15 protein-coding genes are annotated in these 18,218 nt (G+C 50.1%); 6 read left to right on the forward strand and 9 right to left on the reverse strand.

Annotated features, from left to right (window positions below; translation table 11 throughout):
* Positions 1 to 40: 40 nt before the first annotated feature.
* A complete protein-coding gene (locus DSZ37_RS12315) occupies positions 41 to 1,648 on the forward strand; it encodes an ABC-F family ATP-binding cassette domain-containing protein (protein WP_109727197.1) in 1,608 nt (535 codons plus the stop codon).
* A 425-nt stretch (positions 1,649 to 2,073) separates the two neighbouring features.
* Here the strand turns inward: DSZ37_RS12315 and DSZ37_RS12325 are convergent, their stop codons facing one another.
* The 4 genes from DSZ37_RS12325 to DSZ37_RS12340 are packed head-to-tail and all read right to left on the reverse strand — an operon-like array spanning position 2,074 to position 4,234.
* Positions 2,074 to 2,787, reverse strand: coding sequence for an NAD-dependent protein deacylase (locus DSZ37_RS12325; RefSeq protein ID WP_109727199.1), 714 nt, complete (start codon positions 2,785 to 2,787; stop codon positions 2,074 to 2,076).
* 1 nt (position 2,788) lies between these two features.
* Positions 2,789 to 3,187 carry a secondary thiamine-phosphate synthase enzyme YjbQ gene (locus DSZ37_RS12330; RefSeq protein ID WP_109727200.1) on the reverse strand — a complete coding sequence of 133 codons (399 nt, stop codon included), beginning with the start codon at positions 3,185 to 3,187 and terminating at the stop codon, positions 2,789 to 2,791.
* A 52-nt stretch (positions 3,188 to 3,239) separates the two neighbouring features.
* Entirely contained in the window at positions 3,240 to 3,878 is a 639-nt protein-coding gene (nth, locus tag DSZ37_RS12335; protein ID WP_109727201.1) for an endonuclease III, read from the reverse strand.
* Positions 3,878 to 4,234 carry a hypothetical protein gene (locus tag DSZ37_RS12340; protein WP_109727202.1) on the reverse strand — a complete coding sequence of 119 codons (357 nt, stop codon included), beginning with the start codon at positions 4,232 to 4,234 and terminating at the stop codon, positions 3,878 to 3,880. Before DSZ37_RS12340 ends, nth begins: the two co-directional genes overlap by 1 nt.
* 286 nt (positions 4,235 to 4,520) lie before the next feature.
* Between DSZ37_RS12340 and DSZ37_RS12345 the strand changes: the two genes are divergently transcribed.
* Complete coding sequence (locus DSZ37_RS12345; RefSeq protein WP_109727203.1) at positions 4,521 to 6,752, forward strand: glycosyl hydrolase; 2,232 nt, start codon at positions 4,521 to 4,523, stop codon at positions 6,750 to 6,752.
* 270 nt (positions 6,753 to 7,022) lie between these two features.
* On the opposite strand, the gene DSZ37_RS12350 is transcribed toward DSZ37_RS12345, so the two are convergent.
* The gene (locus DSZ37_RS12350) at positions 7,023 to 7,616 is read right to left on the reverse strand and encodes an AAA family ATPase (RefSeq protein ID WP_109727204.1); all 594 of its coding nucleotides are present in this window, start codon (positions 7,614 to 7,616) and stop codon (positions 7,023 to 7,025) included.
* Positions 7,617 to 7,695: 79 nt separating this feature from the next.
* Positions 7,696 to 9,048, reverse strand: a complete 1,353-nt coding sequence (locus DSZ37_RS12355) for an SLC13 family permease (RefSeq protein ID WP_109727205.1) — start codon at positions 9,046 to 9,048, stop codon at positions 7,696 to 7,698.
* Between the two features lie 303 nt (positions 9,049 to 9,351).
* On the opposite strand from DSZ37_RS12355, the gene DSZ37_RS12360 reads away from it, so the two are divergent.
* From DSZ37_RS12360 to DSZ37_RS12370, 3 genes are read left to right on the forward strand one after another with little or no spacing between them, the layout of a single operon-like run.
* Positions 9,352 to 10,290 (forward strand): calcium/sodium antiporter, encoded by a 939-nt coding sequence (locus tag DSZ37_RS12360; protein WP_109727206.1) that lies wholly within the window; start codon positions 9,352 to 9,354, stop codon positions 10,288 to 10,290.
* Positions 10,291 to 10,302: 12 nt separating this feature from the next.
* Positions 10,303 to 10,737 (forward strand): hypothetical protein, encoded by a 435-nt coding sequence (locus DSZ37_RS17880; RefSeq protein WP_207655913.1) that lies wholly within the window; start codon positions 10,303 to 10,305, stop codon positions 10,735 to 10,737.
* A gap of 23 nt (positions 10,738 to 10,760) precedes the next feature.
* Positions 10,761 to 11,102, forward strand: a complete 342-nt coding sequence (locus tag DSZ37_RS12370; RefSeq protein ID WP_109727207.1) for a hypothetical protein — start codon at positions 10,761 to 10,763, stop codon at positions 11,100 to 11,102.
* 110 nt (positions 11,103 to 11,212) lie between these two features.
* Here the strand turns inward: DSZ37_RS12370 and DSZ37_RS12375 are convergent, their stop codons facing one another.
* Complete coding sequence (locus DSZ37_RS12375; RefSeq protein ID WP_109727208.1) at positions 11,213 to 13,636, reverse strand: beta-propeller domain-containing protein; 2,424 nt, start codon at positions 13,634 to 13,636, stop codon at positions 11,213 to 11,215.
* 13 nt (positions 13,637 to 13,649) lie between these two features.
* Positions 13,650 to 14,159, reverse strand: a complete 510-nt coding sequence (locus DSZ37_RS12380) for an RNA polymerase sigma factor (protein WP_109727209.1) — start codon at positions 14,157 to 14,159, stop codon at positions 13,650 to 13,652.
* A gap of 316 nt (positions 14,160 to 14,475) precedes the next feature.
* Here DSZ37_RS12380 and DSZ37_RS12385 point away from each other — a divergent pair, with 316 nt between their 5' ends.
* Positions 14,476 to 16,650, forward strand: coding sequence for a substrate-binding domain-containing protein (locus DSZ37_RS12385; RefSeq protein WP_242978625.1), 2,175 nt, complete (start codon positions 14,476 to 14,478; stop codon positions 16,648 to 16,650).
* A 600-nt stretch (positions 16,651 to 17,250) separates the two neighbouring features.
* Here the strand turns inward: DSZ37_RS12385 and DSZ37_RS12390 are convergent.
* Positions 17,251 to 18,207, reverse strand: a complete 957-nt coding sequence (locus DSZ37_RS12390; RefSeq protein ID WP_109727210.1) for an ROK family protein — start codon at positions 18,205 to 18,207, stop codon at positions 17,251 to 17,253.
* Between the last annotated feature and the right edge of the window lie 11 nt (positions 18,208 to 18,218).

Consider the following 18,218-nt stretch of genomic DNA (forward strand, 5'->3'; position numbering starts at 1 on the left):
AGGGCTTTATTTCTGTCTTATCAGAACTTACGGAGGTACTATGATAACAGTCAGCAATGTCAGCGTCCAGTTCGGCGGCTCGACGCTTTTCAAAAACGTAAACCTTAAATTCACAAACGGCAACTGCTATGGTGTCATCGGCGCAAACGGCGCAGGCAAGTCCACATTTCTCCGCGTCCTCTGCGGAGACCTTGAGCCTGCCTCGGGTGAGGTGGTAATGCCCAAGGAGGAGCGCCTCAGTGTTCTCAAGCAGGACCACTTCGCATACGACGAGTACACTGTCCTCGACACCGTAATTATGGGCAACGCCCGTCTTTACGAGATAATGCAGGAAAAGGATGCCCTCTATGCCAAGGAGGATTTCTCCGAGGAGGACGGCGTTAAGGCTTCCGAGCTGGAGGGTGAATTTGCCGAGCTCAACGGCTGGGAGGCGGAGTCCGACGCCTCAAAGCTCATTCAGGGACTGGGACTTTCCGAGGATATCCTCTATTCCCAGATGTCCACACTTTCCGGTAACGAGAAGGTAAAGGTGCTGCTGGCACAGGCGCTTTTCGGCAACCCCGATATTATCCTTCTTGACGAGCCTACCAACCACCTTGATATCGACGCGGTACGCTGGCTGGAGGAGTTCCTTTCGGAGTACTTCGGTACGGTGATCGTAGTATCCCATGACCGTCACTTCCTCAACAACGTCTGCACCCACATCGTTGATATCGACTACAACAAGATAAAGATGTATGTGGGCAACTATGAGTTCTGGTACGAGTCCAGCCAGCTCATACAGCGCATGATAAAGCAGCAGAACAAGAAGAACGAGGAAAAGATAAAGGAGCTGAAGGACTTCATCGCAAGGTTCTCGGCAAACAAATCCAAGTCCAATCAGGCAACATCGCGCCGCAAGCTCATCGAGAAGCTGACCGTTGAGGAGCTTCCTGCATCAAGCAGAAGATACCCGTTCATCGGCTTCGACATGGACAGAGAACTGGGCAAGGACATACTTCAGGTAGAGGGACTCACCAAGACAGTTGACGGAGTTAAGCTCCTTGATAACGTAAGCTTCACTCTCGGCAGGAACGACAAGGTAGCCTTTGTGGGCGAGAGCGAGCAGGCTATCACCATGCTGTTCAAGATACTTATGGAGGAGGAGCAGCCTGACTCGGGAAGCTTCAAATGGGGAGTTTCCGTGACTACATCGTATATGCCTGTTGACAACTCCGAATACTTCAACGGCTGTGAGCTGTCCATACTTGACTGGATAAGACAGTATTCCGTAAAGGACGAGACCGAGACCTATCTCCGCGGCTTCCTCGGACGTATGCTGTTCTCGGGGGACGACGTGTACAAGCCCGTAAACGTGCTTTCGGGAGGCGAAAAGGTGAGATGTATGTTCTCACGCATGATGCTTTTCGGCTCAAATGTGCTGGTGCTTGACCGTCCTACAAACCACCTTGACCTTGAGAGCATTACCGCAGTCAACAACAGCCTTATCAACTTCAAGGGCGTAGTGCTGCTGGCTTCTCACGACCACGAGATAATGCAGACCACTGCAAACCGCATAATCGAGATACTGCCTACAGGCTGCCTTGACAGACAGGGAACCTATGAGGAGTTCATCGACTTCAAGAAGTCCCTTGAAAATAAGCAGTGAATAAGCTGTTAGTGATTAGTGCATAGTGCTTAGTAGGGGCGGCGTTCCGCCGCCCGTGAAAGAATTGCACGTTGCAGGGATGGCGTTACTCCCCGTAATATGTGCGTTTACATCGGACAAAACGTAAAGCCCGAGAGCTGACATAGACAGCCTTCGGGCTTTTGCGTTACATATTATCACGTTATGAAAAATAGGGAACAAGGTGCTTGCTGCACAGCTCATGGAAGTAAGCGCTGCGGAGCCTTTTGCGATAGATGATACTGCTTTTCGGCAGTATCAAGAGGGTGTATCTGAATTTACGGTGTCCGTAAAGCTTTGTTTGGTTGGAGGCTGCGGGGTCTGGGGAGCTTTTGCGCCCGCACCGCAGCCAGCCGTTAAGAGGGTTGATAAAGCGGCTGATGTCAGTCGTTTCATGGCATAGCCTCCTAGATCCGTGAAAAAACTTCTCCTATCCTGTCGCAGATGAGAAGGTCGGCGTTCCTGTCCATGGGGGTAGGCGCCATATTTATGATGACAAGGTCTTTTCCTTTGAAATAGCGGATAAGACCTGCCGCAGGGTAAACGTTGAGGGAGGTGCCGCCGATAATGAGGGTATCGGCAGAGGCAATGGCGTTAACAGCTCCGCTTACGGTGCTGTCGTCGAGAGCCTCCTCATAAAGCACCACATCGGGCTTGACGATACCGCCGCACTCGCACTTGGGAACACCCTGAGAGTTCACGATATACTGCACATCGTGGAACTTTCCGCACTTGGTGCAGTAGTTGCGGAGTACGCTTCCGTGGAGCTCATAGACCGTTTTGCTGCCTGCCGCCTGATGTAGCCCGTCGATGTTCTGGGTCACTACTGCGGAGAGCTTACCCTCGGCTTCAAGCTGAGCCAGCTTCAGATGAGCGGCATTGGGCTTTGCGTCCAGACAGAGCATTTTTGCCCTGTAAAAGCGGTAGAACTCCTCGGTCTTTTCCATGAAGAAGGTGTGGCTGAGGATAGTCTCGGGTGGATAGTCCCACTGCTGACTGTAGAGACCGTCAACGCTTCGGAAGTCGGGGATGCCGCTTTCCGTGGAGACTCCTGCGCCGCCGAAGAATACTATACTGTGAGAATTTCTGACTATATCCGCCAGTTTTTCGATATTATCCATATTATAAGTCTCCCATGACCTTAACGTAGAATTTTCTTGTTCTGGGACCGTCAAATTCGCAGAAGTAGATATCCTGCCATGTGCCGAGGAGGAGCTTTCCGCCTGTGATTATGACGGTCTCGCTGGCGCCTACGGCAGAGGATTTTATGTGAGCGTGTGAGTTGCCCTCGGCGTGTCTGAAGCTTTGCAGGTCGGGGAAAAACTTATCCATGCCCTTGATGAAGTCGGTCTTCACGTCGGGGTCGGCGTTCTCGTTTATAGTGATAGCCGCAGTGGTGTGGGGGCAGAATATGATACATATGCCCTCGAGAACACCGCTTTCCTTGACGGCTTCACTGACCTCCCGTGTTATATCCACAAGTCCCTCAGCGGGAGTGCTGAGCTTGAAGTTAAAAACCATTTATATCGATCCTTTCGTATTCCCGCCGCAGTGACGGGAAGCAAGAACAATGTTATTTATTGGCTGACTGATAGAATTTGCAAAAGTAATTCAGGGGACATTCTCCGCATTTCGGCTTTCTTGCCGTGCAGATATCCCTGCCGAATTCCACGGTCCTGTGGCAGAAATCCGAGGAGACCTCGGGGGGAATGAGCTTCACAAGGTCCTTTTCCACCTTGGCAGGCTCCTTGTTTTTGGTAAGTCCCAGCCTTCCCGTGATGCGTATGCAGTGGGTATCGGTGACCATGGCGGGCTTGCCGTAGACGTCGCCGAGAATGAGGTTTGCGGTCTTTCTGCCCACGCCTGACAGGGAGAGGAGCTCCTCCATGGTATCGGGGACAACTCCGCCGAAGTCATTGATGAGCTGACCTGCCATCTCCTTTAGGCTCTTGGCTTTGTTGCGGTAAAAGCCGCAGGGCTTGACGTCCTGCTCAAGCTTGGCAAGGTCAGCCTCAGCGAATGCTTCGAGGGTGGGATATTTTGCGAAAAGAGTCTTTGTGACTATATTCACTCTTGCGTCGGTACACTGAGCCGCCAGCCTCGTGGCGAACAGGAGCTCATACGGCTTTTCGTAATCGAGGGTACAGACAGCGTCAGGGTAGAGCTTTTCCAGCTCACTGACTGCAAGGCTTGCTATTTCTTTTTTAGTCATCAGCGGGACTCCTTCAGTGTTTTCTTCTTTTCCAGTATCCCGTCATATACGCGGTACATCTTCTGCACGGTATTCTCAAGGAAGTAGTAGTGCTTGATGTAGAACATAAGCAGTACCAGTATCATGGTAACAAGAATGAGTACGGGGATATTGGTGGTAAAGACCAGAACGGCGATGAACACTGTCAGGATAAGCGCAAACAGCATAGTCACCAGAAAATGGACTATCCTTTCGTGCTGCATGAAGGCTATCTTGTCAAGGTGTTCAGCCATTATCTCGTCGAGCTCGGCGGAGTCCGTGCATTTTTCCAGTCTTTCCTGAACATATTTCATATAGTTGGTCAGGTATTCGGTCATTTTCTCACGCTCCATGAACAAAGTTAACGAAACTCTACTGAAATTATATACCTTTTTGGCAATAATGTCAATACATCGGACACAAAGTTCAGAGTTTATTCAAATAATGATTTAAGCAGATTTTAAGCTGGTTTTGAGCTATTTGCCAAATGAGAAGCCGTTATGATTGTGCGTACATACGAATTTTTATGCACAAATGAAAACTTTTTGTAACACTTCTTGATTTTAGCTAAACCAAGCGCTATAATTAAAGTACAGATATTTTTGTTTAATGGAGGATATTAACATGAGAAACAATTTACTGAGGAAGGCAGGAGCAGCACTGATGTCGGCAGCTATGGCACTTAACGGCGCCGTATACAGTGCAGCCACAGTTACAGCAGCGGACGAACCGCTGAAGTTCGAGTTCGAGGACGCCAAGATCACAGGCGATGTTACCGTTGAAAAGGACGCATCTGCCAGCGGCGGCTCCGTACTGAAAATGACTGAGAGCGGCACCATCGAGCTGACAGTAACTGTCGAGCAGTCAGGCTCCTACAAGCTCACATTCTATGCGTTCGGTATCGGCAGCGACAAGCAGCAGAACCTGAGCGTAAACGGCACTTCACAGGGCGCTATCGGAATCCCTCAGGGAACCGAGTACACCGCCATAGCAGTTCCCGCAATCATGCTGAAGGCAGGCGACAACACAGTGACCATAGAGAAGTCATGGGGATGGTCACAGTTCGACTACCTTACAGTAGAGTCCATGTCCGCAGCCAAGATAGAGGCAAAGCAGACCAAGCCCTGCGACCAGCTGGCTACTGTTGAGACCCAGAGCCTTATGGCTTACCTTGCCGATGTTTACGGCAAGCAGATAATCTCGGGTCAGCAGGAGATATACAGCGGCGGTCCTCACGGACTTGAGACCGAGTTCGAGTACCTGAAGGATACCACAGGTCACTATCCTGCTATCAGAGGTTTTGACTACGGAAACTTCTGCTGTCCTGCATTCGGCAGCGACGACGGCTCCACAAAGAGAGTCCTCGACTGGGTAAAGAACAAGAACGGTATCGCTACCGCTTCTTTCCATCTGAATGTACCCAAGGATTTTGAAAACTTTAAGATCGGCTCGCGCATCGACTGGTCAAATACCACATATACCGCCAAGGACACAGATTTTTCGCCCTCTAAGGCTGCAACTGAAGGCACCAAGGAGAATGAGTACTACCACGCAGCTCTGAAAACTCTCGCAGCTGAGTTCAAGAAGCTGGAGGCTGAGGGAGTACCCGTTATCTGGAGACCTCTCCACGAGGCAGAAGGCGGCGGCGGTGAGACAGGCTCATGGTTCTGGTGGGGCAGAGAAGGCTCCGCAGCCTATAAGAAGCTCTGGATATACACCTATGAGACGCTCACAAGCGAGTTCGGCTGCCACAACCTTATCTGGGAGTGGAACAGCTATAACTTCGACACATCCAAGAACTGGTATCCCGGCGATGCTTATGTAGACATCATCGGCTACGATAAGTACAGCTGTACAGACTGGTCCACAGGAAGCGCAAGGTACTACCACAACGACAGTCCTTTCGCATCCACATTCTACGGACTCATGGAAAAGTACGACAGCGCAAAGATGATATCACTTGCCGAGAACGACTGCTTCTCAACTCCCGACAAGATGCAGGAGGAGGGCGCAGCATGGCTGTACTTCTGTACATGGTATGACGGCGGAAGCGATACCACCGACTTCCTTTCAAATCCCACATTCAACACCAAGGAAGACACTATCGCTATGTATCAGAGCGATTACTGCGTAACTCTCGATGAGCTCCCCGCAGACCTCTACAACCGCGAGGGCATCACACCTCCCGATCCCTCAAAGACAACTACAACTACTACAACTACCAGCGACCCCAATGTGACAACTACCACAACTGCATACAAGTTCGAGATACAGAAGAAGAACGTCAAGGTTCCCGAAACTCCTGAGAATGCAGTTGGCAAGGAGCTTGAGATCAACATCAAGGGCGCAGCAGGCGCTTCCATCGGCGGCGGAGTAGGCTTCGGCACAAACGCAGACGACTGGCAGAACATTGAGTGGAAGGGCAATGCGGACGCTGACGGAAATCTTACAGTAGTGGTAGACCTCAAGGAAATGCCCGACGCAGTCAAGAACTGCGAGGTTCAGGTATGGTGGTCCAATACATGGAACGCTGCAACAGAGTCAGGCGTTGACCAGCCCTATGAGATAGGTGACTGCAAGGTGAACTTCCTTATGGGCGGCGCACTTGAAAACTTATGGGGCGACACCAACGATGACGGAACAGTAGAGCTTGCAGACGCTATCCTCATCATGCAGGCACTTGCAAATCCCGACAAGTACGGTGAGGGCGGTTCAGACAAGTATCATCTGACAGAGCGCGGCAGAGAGCTGGGCGATGTAGATCTGTCCACAAAGGGTCTCACCTCAAACGACGCACTGTTCATTCAGGAATATCTCCTTCACACAAGAGAGTCTCTCGTACCCAGTGCGGAATAAATAAAAACAGCCCCGAGGCGTATTGCTTCGGGGCGTTTTATTATTTGAAAGATGAGATAAATCGGAATTTATATTTGTAGGGGACGCCGCTCTCGGCGTCCCGCGAAATTTATTACACGCCCAACGGGACGCCGAGGGCGGCGTCCCCTACATTAGCTAACGGCTAAGGGCTCAAATCATAATTTTGCTCCGCTAAATTATGATTTACAAAAAAGCCATAGTACCTCCTTCTATCGGAAATACTATGGCTTGTGTTTCTTAGCTGTGAGCTTATTCGCCCATTCTGGACTTTATGTACTCCTCAAGCAGGTCTACTGTCTTGTCAAGTCCCAGACGGGAGCTGTTTATGCTCAGGTCATAGAGTCTGGAGTCGCCCCAGTGACCCTCGCAGTGATAGTTATGATAGCGCTTTCTCTTGCGGTCCTTTTTGTCGATGAAAGCCTTTGCCTTGTCCTCTGAGAGGTCGTACACGTTCATGACGCGCTTGATCTTCTCGCTCATATCGCCCAGCACAAACAGTGACACAAGACACTTGAAGTCGCGGAGCTTTGTCTCCGAGCAGCGTCCTACGACTACGAAGGACTCACCGCTTGCCGCCTTTTCTCTCAGGAAGCTGAACTGCATCTCGGCGATGTTGTCCTCAATGGAGTTGCTGTAACCGTTTACTCTGCGCGAGAGAAGGTGGTTCTTGGGCTTTTCGTTGTATTTCTCTATCTCCTCGGGAGTGAGACCTGTTTTGTCTGCGATCTCTGTAATGAGGTGACGGTCGTATATCGGGATATTGAAGCGCTTTGCCAGCTGCTCGGCAATTGCCTTGCCGCCGCTTCCGAATTCACGACCTACTGAGATGATGACCTGTGGCATAAGTGATCCTCCTTTTACAATATATATCTGAAATATATTGTATCACATTTTTACTAAAAAATCAACGCTTTATCGTATATCAAAGGTACCTTACAAAGAGATAAACGGTGGATATAGCCAGTACGATGACCGTTGCGGGAGCGATCTTCTTGCAGTATCTGCCCCAGCCGATGGGATAGCCGTTTTTCTGAGCAACGGAAGTGCCCACAACGTTTGCGGAGGCTCCGATGGGAGTAGCGCTTCCGCCGATGTCGGTACCCATAGCCAGTGCCCATGCCAGAGTTGAGATGGGAACGCCCGAGGTCTCTGCAAGGCTCTGGATGATCGGCACCATAGTAGCCGCAAAGGGGATATTGTCCACGAAGGCGCTGGCGATAGCGGATATCCAGAGGATAATGGCTATCATGAGCATTACGTTGCCGCCGCTGATATCGCCGATGAAGTTTGCGATGAGCTTGAGTATGCCTGTCTCCTCGAGACCGCTTACCACGATAAAGAGTCCCACGAAGAACAGCAGGGTCTTGTAGTCCACCTTCCTTATGAGCTCAAGAGCGTGCCTGCCGAAGGCGATAAGGGTAATGGCTGCAATAAACAGACCTATCGTAGCAACGGTGAGGTGAGTTGTAGCGTGAGTGATGAGGAGGAGGACAGCCAGAGCGAAGATGACGCTGCTGATGATGAAGTCCTTCTTGTTGGTGATAGCCTCAGAGGGCTTGGGGAACTTGCTCATATCCACGGGCTCGCCCTTGCCGCCTGCGATCTCCTTGCGGAAGGCGAAGTAGAGGAACACTACGGATACTATAAGCGAGATAGCGGCACAGAGGCCTGTATTTGTAAGGAAGTCGAAGAATGAGAAGCCCAGCGATGTGCCGATGATGATGTTCGGGGGGTCTCCGCACATGGTGGCTGAGCCGCCGAGGTTGGCGCAGAATATCTCCGAGAGTATCATGGGGACGGGATTGAACTTCAGCAGTGAAGCCAGCTCAATGGTCACAGCTGCCAAAAACATGATAACGGTGATACTGTCGATGAACATTGAAAGTACCGCGGACATTACCATGAATGTAATGAATATGGGTACGGTCTTACATTTTACAAGGTAGGCTATCTTCATACATAGCCAGCGGAAGAAGCCAGCCTTAGCCATGCCTTCCACCATTACCATCATGCCTGCGATGAAGATGATAGTCGCCCAGTTGATGCCCTTGCTTTCGCTCTCGGTGACCTGATACCAGAAGTCCTTGGTAATAAAGCCCTTGAGGGCGAGGGTGTCCATAACAGCGCTTCCGCTGCGCATACAAATACCGAATACCACGATCAGGGTCAGGAGACCGCTGCCGAGGGTGACATAGTGCCTTTCGATCTTGTCAAGGACTATCATAATGAACATCCCGACGAAGATAACGATGGCAAAGATCTGTGCTGCTGTCATATATACCTCCGAAAAATGCGGCAGTGCCGCAATATTTGCTTCCCTATTAAATAGGAAAAAACGCACTAAATCGAATTATAGCACAAACGGAGATGTAATTCAAGGCAAAAATTGATATTTTTACGTCAAATATCATTTTTAGGAGAAAATGCGCTGATTTGTCAAATATATGTTAATTTTTTGGTAAGACTGTCAGAGGGTATTGCAAAACCGAGGGAAATGTGATATAATAATATAAGCGAATAAGACAAGAGAACTTATAAAAGGTTCAAAAGAACTTAAAAAGGACGGATCGAAAAGATAATGGTAAAATATTTACTTCTGATAGTGGGCTTTGTCCTGCTTATCAAGGGTGCCGATTTCTTTGTTGACGGAAGCTCGGCTGTTGCAAAGCGGCTGAAGGTGCCCTCACTCATAATCGGAATGACCATAGTTGCAATGGGTACAAGCCTGCCCGAGACCTCGGTCAGCGTTAGTGCTTCGCTGCTGGGCAAGAACGACCTCGCCATAAGCAATGCCGTGGGCTCAAACATTTTCAACCTCATGGTGGTCTGCGGAGTCTGTGCGGTGCTGTGTCCCATGGCAGTCAGCAAAGACACACTTAAAAAGGACATCCCTTTCTCGGTGCTTGCGGCAGCAGTGCTCCTTGTGCTCGGTGCCTTTACGGGGATAGTTCAGCGCTGGGGCGGTATCATTCTCCTCGCACTTTTTGCGGTTTTCCTGTATATGATGATAAGCTCAGCAAAGAAAGCCCGTGCTTCGGGTGGAGCTGCGGAGGAGGACGAATACAAGATAATGCCCGTGTGGAAATGTCTGCTGTGCATAGTGGGCGGCGGCGCTGCCATAGCCGCAGGCGGAAAGATGGTAGTTGAAGGAGCTTCGGATATAGCCCGTTCCTTTGGCATCTCCGACAACATCATCGGCATGACCGTCGTAGCGCTGGGAACCAGTCTCCCCGAGCTTGTGACCTCTGTGGTCGCCGCAAGAAAGGGCGAGATAGACATGGCGCTGGGCAATGTTGTGGGCTCCAATATATTCAATATACTGTTCGTGCTGGGAATTGCAGCCACCATCTCACCGATGGCGTTCACCATGCAGAACTCCATAGACACGGCAGTCCTCATCGCAATGACAATAATGGTACTGCTGCTGTGTATGCCTAAAAAGAAAATGCTCCGCCGTCACGGAGCTCTCATGCTTGCGGTCTACGCAGGCTATACAGCTTATATATTCGTAAGATAAGGGGGAAAGACTATGAAATGTGAGACCTGCGGTGCTGAGCTCAGCGGAATGATGCCTACCTGTCAGTTCTGCGGAACTCCCGACCCTGTGTACATGAGGCGATACGGTCTGTATCCGCCTGTGCAGGGGAACTATCAGCCGCGTGGGATGGATTATCCGCCGCAGGGAAGCTATCCTCCTCCGCCTCAGCAGGGGAGTTATCCTCCGCCTTATATGTACCGCCGACAGCCCTTTGACCCTGCCAACGAACCGCCCGAGGTCGGTATAATAATATTCTCGGTACTTATCCCGCTGGCAGGATTTATATACGGAGTTGCCAGCCTGAGCGGCGGCGAGAAGCGCGCAGGCAAGGCTTACCTGCTGGCAGCAGGTCTGTCTCTGGGAGTTTCATTGCTTTTGGTACTTCTTGCTGCTCTTATGGGCTTTTTTGCTGCCTCACAAAGATAAAAACGGAAAGGGGTTATAAGAATATGACTTGTCCTCACTGTGGAGCATCTGTATACGAAAACGATGTAAAGTGTCCGTACTGTGATTCGTTCCTTGAAAACAGAAACGCCGACAATACAAGGCGTCCTGTGTCAGGTCCGGGGCAGTTCACCATGAACGGACCCGATCAGGTGAATGTGGCGCTGGTGATAGTTTCTCTCCTGATACCTATATTCGGCATTATTTACGGTGCCATAAGTCTCGGAGGCGGCCACCAGAAAAGCGGAAAGGTATACCTTATCCTCGGACTGGCAGGTATATTTGTTTTCCCTTGCTTTATGGGCATAATTCCTATGACATTTGCATTTCTGGGGTTCGCGCAGTAATTTAACATGGCAAAGCAAAAGCCATAGTACTTCCTCTGTATCTGCCGGAAGTACTATGGCTCGTTTTATGTCAGACTATATCATGTTATGGGGTAAGTGCTGTGTTTGCCTTAATATGCCCCATAGGACTGCGGCGTATCAAATGTGAGCTCGTCGGTTATCTCCAAGGTCTCAATGTCAGCAGATACGAACTTACTGCCGGAGAGGACGTAAACATAGTCTCCTATATAGAGGGCCCTGTTGTAGTCAGAGAAACCTTTGGTGTCAACATCGCTGAATGTTTCGGAGATCTCGCCCTTGTGTACGAAGCTGCCGTCCTCGAAGCTGAAGAACTCGTACTTTGTGGTATTTTCCCTGTCATACCAGTCATCGCTGTAATTCAGGATATTTATGGGCACGCCTATGAGGTTCTTTTCGGGAGCTATCAGGAGAGCCTTTCTGTCCCAAACGGCTGTTGATGAGAATTCTGTGCCTGTGTAGTATTCGTCGTAGTAGATGTTGTCCCATGTATAGACGTCAGCCGCCTTCAGGTCGTTGGGGTCGGAGTTGTCGAACATGGTCATTCTTACGCCTGTTATCCTGCCTGCATCATTGGCGTCCTGACCGAAGCCGAAGAGGAGTCCCTCGCCCCAGCTCTGCATATAGGTGCTGAAGCCGTTTATCTTGAACTCGTCCAGCACAACAGGAGCCGTGGGGTCACTGAGGTCAACTGCGTAGAGGGGGTCTGTCTGGCGGAAGGTGACTACATAAGCCATATTGCCGCTGAAGCTTGCTGACTTTATCTCCTCATCCTTGCCCAGACCGTCAACGCTTCCCACTATATTGAGGTCCATATCCATTACATAGACTCTGCTGTCCTGATTTACTCTTTCATAGCTGTAATAGCCCTCGTCGCTGCTTGTGAAGTAGTCTATTATTCCCTCAAAGAAGCCGTCGTCCGTATCAAATCTGTGGAAGGTCTCCTTGAACTCGGTGTAGGTAGCAGCCACGCGGAAGTATCCGTCATACTCGCTCATTGAGAACTGGTCCTTGACTGTGCCGTTGATAACGCCGCTTGCCATGGGGACAATGTCTCCGCCGCTTACAGAGATACGGGTGATGTCGGTGACGTTGCTTGTATCCCAGCGGTCTGACGCAGTGTAGAGGTTGTCGGCTGAGCAGTATATGCTGCCCGAATAGCCTGCCAGTGTCTTTGTGTCGTGTACTGAGGGAGCGCCGCTCTCGGTAAGGTCTATGCTGCCTACAACAGAGTATGACAGCCAGTCGCTTGTGCCGAAGCCGCCCTCGGGAAGGAGTATATCCTCGGGAGGAAGAATGTCACAGTCATCGCCCATGCCGCAGCAGGGGATATAATTGACGGGCTCGTTGCTCTCCTCCACTTCCTTGAAGCTGCAGGTGGAATAATTGGTGATAAGGAGCATATAGCCGTCGGGAGATATCCTGACGTCATTGTAATAGCCGTCCTGAGAGTATACGTCTATGAGCTGAGGCTCGTCACCTGTGGTGTAGAATGCCGCGAAGGTGGTTCCGCAGCGCTGAGCCGTTCTTGTTGCAAAATTGGAATTGAGATATGCTGAGTCGTTGTTGGTTCCGATGACAACTATCATATCGTTATAGACATACATATCCGTAATGCTTATGGTATATGGCTGTGCATCGGGAGCTATGTCATTCTTGATATCAACGGAATAGTTTCCTGTGAACTCACCGTCCTTGACATCGGCAACTCTCAGTGTGGGGTGGTTTATATATTCCTCGTCATTGGGAGAGCATATATAATAAATATGCCTGCCGTCTGTCTTTACGATGTCAGCCTCAAGGACGTTCTGCTCCTGATGGTAGGTGTCGGAGTGCTCGGGAGTCTCCTCATCGGGCTCTGTGGCAGGTTCTGTATCAGGCTCAGTCGCAGGTTCAGTGTCGGGTTCTGTAACAGGTTCAGTGTCGGGTTCCGCATTTGGTTCAGTTGCAGGCTCGGTACCGAGCTCAACATCGGGAGCTATCTCAAAGTCGGGAGCGGAAGCGTCAGGGGAATCCAATCCGCTTTCGATGGCGCCTGATCCTGTGTCTGCGAACTCAATCGCTTCATCCGCCTCAGCTCCATAGACCACATCATTCTTGTAGCGGTTTCTCTTTTCCTGAAGCTTGCGTTCCTTTTCGGCTCTGTCGGCAGCGTCTTTGAACATGGTGTATACCTGCTCATAGTCCTTTGCGCCGCTCATATAGCTTTCCAGCTTTTTCAGCTCCTGATCGGGAGCCGTGGTTGTGCCGTCGGGGGCGGTAACAGCGCTTCCCTCCTTGATGAGAGAGTCAGCGCTCTTTCTATTTATCTTTCCGTTGTTCATGGTGTATGCGGCAGTTCCGCCTATAACGGCGCAGGCAGCCGCTGCTGCGGTTATCCTTCCTGCAACGGAGATACCGCTTCTCTTTTTCTTTGGAGCCTGTTCGTCCAGCATTTTCTTTATGTTTTCGGGTCTGAGCCTGTCGGGAACGGGCTCTGACTTCAGCTGTTCTCTGAGCTTATCGTCATTGTTCATAAACATTCTCCTTTCATATTTCGGGAGTAAGCTCAAGCCTGAGCCTTTCCTTTATCCTTGCCAGCTTTGATCTTACGGTGCCTGCCTTGATACCGCAGACCGTGGAGATCTCCTCACTGGTGTAGCCGCCGAGAACTGACATTGACAGCATAAGTTTTGATTCATCGTCCAGTTTCCCAACGGCGTCTCTCAGCTCGACGGACTCAAAGTCAAAGCCGTCGGCAAGGGGAGAGTCGCTGCTAAGCTCTTCGGCAGGGACGTAATATGTGAGCTGTTTCCTTTTTATCTTTGCAGCGAGTATTGTCATTATCCAGCTCCGGAACTTATTGGGGTCCCTGAGCTTTTTTATTGAGCAGAACGCGTCCAGTACGGTGTCGCTGACGGTGTCCGCAGCGTCATCGGGAGATCGCAGACTGTAAAGAGCGATATGGTAAAGGTCCTCATATACGGTCGAGTAAAGTCTTGCGAAAGCCTCCGTGTCACCTTCTCGGGCGAGTCTGACGTCTGCTGAGTAGTCGTTCATGCGAATCCCTCCTTTGAATTCGAATTCATAACATAAGTGTCGATGAGAGCATAGATTGCTGCAAATAGCACAAAAAATCAGCAAATTTCACAAAGAAAAGCACCGCTGATTGTACGCTATAACGGTATAAAAATATTAAACTGTCAAAAATGCGGTTTTGGTGGAAAAAACGCAGAAAAGTTCATTGACAATTTTGAATAATTCATGTATAATAAAGTTGATTTCTATTGTTTATAGGTTGACTTGTGGATATTCTGCATTTACGGGCGCAGCAGAATACGGGAGTTCGCAGTCAGCCGCTGTAAATTTTATAGGGGTGGAAAACTTGATCAAGAAAAAGAGAATGATCTTCGGCGTAGTTGCTGCGGAGGCAAACAGCATCGAACAGCGCCAGATCATAAAGGGAATTGCAAGATTTGATCAGTGCGTCGGGATCGATACTATTATCTTTTCCAATAACTACAACCCCAATGTCAAGGAAAAAGAGCTGTTCTGCGAAAACAGGATATACGACCTTATCCTCTCGGATGAACTTGACGGGCTTATAGTTATTTCGGAATCATTTGTCAATGAGGAGCTGAGGAAGATGATCGCCGATCATCTTTCACGAAAGAATATCCCTATCGTTGTAGTTGGGACTTATCTCCCCGAAATGGACCTTCCGCACTGTACATTCATCAATACCAGCGACGAGAACGATATCGAGGACATCACGGATCACCTTGTGGAGAAGCATGGCTTTACCGAGATCGACATAATAACGGGCTATGACTTCATAGAGGCGTCAAATCTCCGTGTCAGCGGCTATCGAAAGTCACTGGAAAAGCACGGCATTGAGTACGACGAGAAGCGTGTACACTTCGGAAACTTCTGGATGAACTCGGGCGAGGAGCTTGCCGAGCGCTACCACAAGGGGGAGCTGAAGCTGCCTCAGGCTGTGGTCTGCGCCAACGACTATATGGCTTACGGTCTGATCGACAAATTTGACGAGCTGGGCATAAAGGTGCCCGATGACGTTACCGTTGTGGGCTATGAGTTCGTGGGCGACCGCTTCATGCACCAGCCTCTCCTTACTACTTATAAGAGAAACCGCGAGTCCATAGGCGAGGACGCGGCAAACATGGTATACAGCCGCCTGAAAAAGCGCGAGTTCCTGTTCTCGCCGCCAAGGGGCGAGATGATATGCGGCACAAGCTGCTCCTGCGGCATGGACCGCGACCTCTATACACAGGAGCTGAAAAGCGCCAGAATCAAGAAAGAGTACGACAACTGGAACCTGTTCAACCCTCTGGACCAGAAGCTTACTGAGTGCAGGACCCTCAACGAATTCGTGGATATATGCGGCACCTTTCACTGGCAGGTAAGAGGCATACAGAGCTTCTACCTTTGCCTTTACAAGAACTGGTACGACAGCGACGCGGAGCTTACGGATATCCTCTCCTGTCAGAGCATGGTGAGCTGGGAGGACAGAACTCCCTTTGATATGCAGAAGTATAACTTCTCCGCACTGCTTTCCAAGAATTTTGAACCTGCGGTGTACTATTTCAATCCGCTGTTCTTCAACGACAGGCTTTTCGGTCATCTTGTACTGAAGTACCACGACCCAGACACCTATGACGACATCTACCGCAACTGGCTGAAGTCGGTGTCCAACGGTCTTGAGTTCCTGCGAATGAAGAACGATATACAGTACCTTACCCAGTGCCAGAACCTTTCCGACCTCCGCGATACCCTCACGGGAATGTACAACGACACGGGCATGAGAAAGGCATATCACTCCATTGATATCGACGATCAGGAGAACAGCCTTGTGATGATGAGGATAGGTATATCCAATGCAGGCTTCTATGAGCTCAGCGGCAAGATACCTGCTATCATGGACGCCGCGGAAGCTGTTACACAGTTCTGCGGAAGCAGCGACATCTGCGGCAGGATAAACGACAATACCTTTGCCTGCATAATTCAGGGCGATACCGACCTGTCTCTCCTCGAGAGCAGACTTGAATCCATAATGCTCCAGCACACCGTCTATACGGAGCAGTACGGCATAGACTCATTTGTCTGCGCGGCTGTGAAGTGCAATGAGAAGTCATACACCAAGCTTACGGGAATGTGCTCGGATATTCTTGCGGAGCGCCAGCGCGAGAAGATGGAGATGCGTATGCGTCCCCACTATGACGATATGCTCCATATCAGAAGCTATATATACAGCAATCCGCAGGACAGCTTTGAGTCGGAGAAGCTCCAGAAGCTCTATCCCTACAGTGCAGGACATCTCCGCGAGGTATACAAGAAGTGCTTCGGGGTCAGCATACATAAAGACTGCATAAACGCGAGAATGGCAAAGGCGACCTACTGCCTGACCGTAACACCGCTGAGCATGGCGGAGATAGCGGAGCAGTGCGGCTATGTGGACAGCAAGTACTTCCTGCGCCAGTTCCTTGCCACAGTCGGCGTAACACCCAATCAGTACCGCAATATGGCGAAATAAGGCTTTAGTGGTTAGTGCTTAGTTCCGAGCTGTCAGCTTGTAGGGGCGGCGTTTCGCCGTCCGTGATGATAATGTAATTGTAAGGGGCGTCCTCAGGGGCGCCTCTTTTCTGTGCACAGGGAAAAATGATTCCTCCTTCTCCCTTTCCCCCTTACTTATTATAAAGAGCCCATGCGCTTTTCCGAAAAGTAACAGTGACAATGTTTCACTCTTTCTTTCTTACTTCCTTACTCTCTGTAAAGTTATGCTTATGCTTTTATACTAAAAGTAACAGTGTAAGAAAGAAAGGGAGAAAGTGTTTTTGAGTTGTTAGTGATTAGTGGTTAGTGCTTAGTTATTTGCCGTTAGTCATTCCGTAACAGAGACAATGTATGTCTCTTCCTTCCCTTGCCTCTTGAATGCAGTCAATGTGCTTTATTGCGTTAAATCATTGAATGAAGGGAGAAGGGAAGGAAGAGAGAAAGGGAGAAGGGAGAAAGTCAGTCCCCCATGCAGGGACGGGCAGCTTTCTGTAATAATCAGCAAGGGCGCCCGAAAGGCGCCCCACTAAGCACTATGCACTAATAGCTAATAACTACTCACTACTTACTACTTACTAAATTACTGATTAGCGCGTCCGAGGAATGCTGCACCGATGATACCTGCGTCGTTGCCCAGCTTGGCAATAACTATCTCGGTGTTCTTCTCGGAGTTGCGTGTGTAGACTTCCTTGGCAACAAGCTCCTTCATAGGCAGGAGAAGGGGATCCCCCTCGTTGCACACGCCGCCGCCGATACAGAGGATATCGGGCTGGAAGATGTTGATGGTATTGGTGATACCTGCTGCCAGGTACTTGATGTACTTGTCAACAACAGCCTTTGCATACTTGTCGCCTGCTCTCATGCAGTCAAATGAGGTGCGTGCAGTAACCTTGCCCTTTTCCTTCTCGGACTGAGCCATGATGCAGTCGGGGTGCTCTGCGATAGCTTCCTTTGTCATGCGGATAAGACCCGTAGCTGAGGAATAAGCCTCGAAGCAGCCCTTTCTGCCGCAGGAGCACTGTGCGCCGTCAACTTCGATAACAGTGTGACCGATCTCAGCGCCTGCAAAGTTTGAGCCTGAGTAGATCCTGCCGTCGATGATGATACCGCCGCCAACGCCTGTGCCGAGAGTGATACATACAGCGTTCTTTGCACCCTTTGCAGCACCTGCCACGAACTCGCCGTAAGCAGCTGCATTGGCGTCATTCTCGATGAAAACGGGCTTGTCGATGGTCTCCTGTATGTACTTCACCATGGGAGTGTTCTTGAAGCCGAGGTTGTTGGAGTACTCGATGATGCCTGTCTCGCTGTTTGCGATACCGGGAGTACCCACGCCGATCCACTCTATCTGATCCATGGAGAGCTTTGCGTTCTTGACAGCCTCTATTGCCATTCTTGCCATATCGTCGGCAATTTCCTTTTCGGGTCTGGGACAGTTTGTCTTTGTGCTTGCCTTAGCAATGATGTTGTATTCCTCGTCAACAACACCTGCAACGATGTTGGTTCCTCCGAGGTCGATTCCTACATAATATTTCATTTTATATCCTC

It is taken from the genome of Ruminococcus flavefaciens, assembly GCF_900116855.1.
Taxonomy (GTDB): Bacteria; Bacillota; Clostridia; order Oscillospirales; family Ruminococcaceae; genus Ruminococcus; species Ruminococcus flavefaciens_R.